This window comes from Buttiauxella brennerae ATCC 51605 (assembly GCF_001654925.1).
Taxonomy (GTDB): Bacteria; Pseudomonadota; Gammaproteobacteria; order Enterobacterales; family Enterobacteriaceae; genus Buttiauxella; species Buttiauxella brennerae.
Genome location: NZ_LXER01000059.1, coordinates 1 through 500 on the forward strand (window position 1 = coordinate 1; position 500 = coordinate 500).

Below are 500 nucleotides of genomic sequence, written 5' to 3' on the forward strand. Positions count from 1 at the left end.
ATCGAAGGCAAGTCGATTCGATAACTCTTGAATTTTAATCTGTAAAGGCTACCCGATTGAAAAGGTTCTAAAGCCATTAAATGATATTCCCATACCTGTTGCCAATGCTTGCCCGCTTTTGTAATCAACCTTGAAACTGTTGTCAATGCCACACCAAAAATCGAAATGAAAAATAAAGTAAAATATTGTAACCCATTGATTAAATGACCTTCTTCAGGATTAATCATACTATTTAGCATCACTCCCCAACCAGTGAAGAGAACTGCTGTAATAGCTTATAGATAATTTAATCGGGACCAATAAAGGTTTATTTCGTACTCCCTGATGTGATGAGCTTTTTCGTAAGCTTCTTTTATTTTTTCTTTATCCTCTACCGTAAAGAAAGTATTAGTGCTATTGAAGTCTTTATTTAAAAGCTTATTGAAATAATCTCGATATAGATTAAAATGCACGACTAAATTTTGTGAAATGCCTCTACTATCTACAGGTTCTCTAACGTT

The 500-nt window shown here is 33.6% G+C and carries 2 protein-coding genes; both read right to left on the reverse strand.

Annotation, left to right across the window (positions count from 1 at the left end; translation table 11 throughout):
- The coding region (locus M975_RS23240) for a hypothetical protein (RefSeq protein ID WP_209438142.1) at positions 1-227 on the reverse strand (227 nt) is incomplete at its 3' end.
- Positions 228-275: 48 nt separating this feature from the next.
- A partial coding sequence (locus M975_RS23245) for a hypothetical protein (RefSeq protein ID WP_209438143.1) occupies positions 276-500 on the reverse strand: 225 nt, incomplete at its 5' end.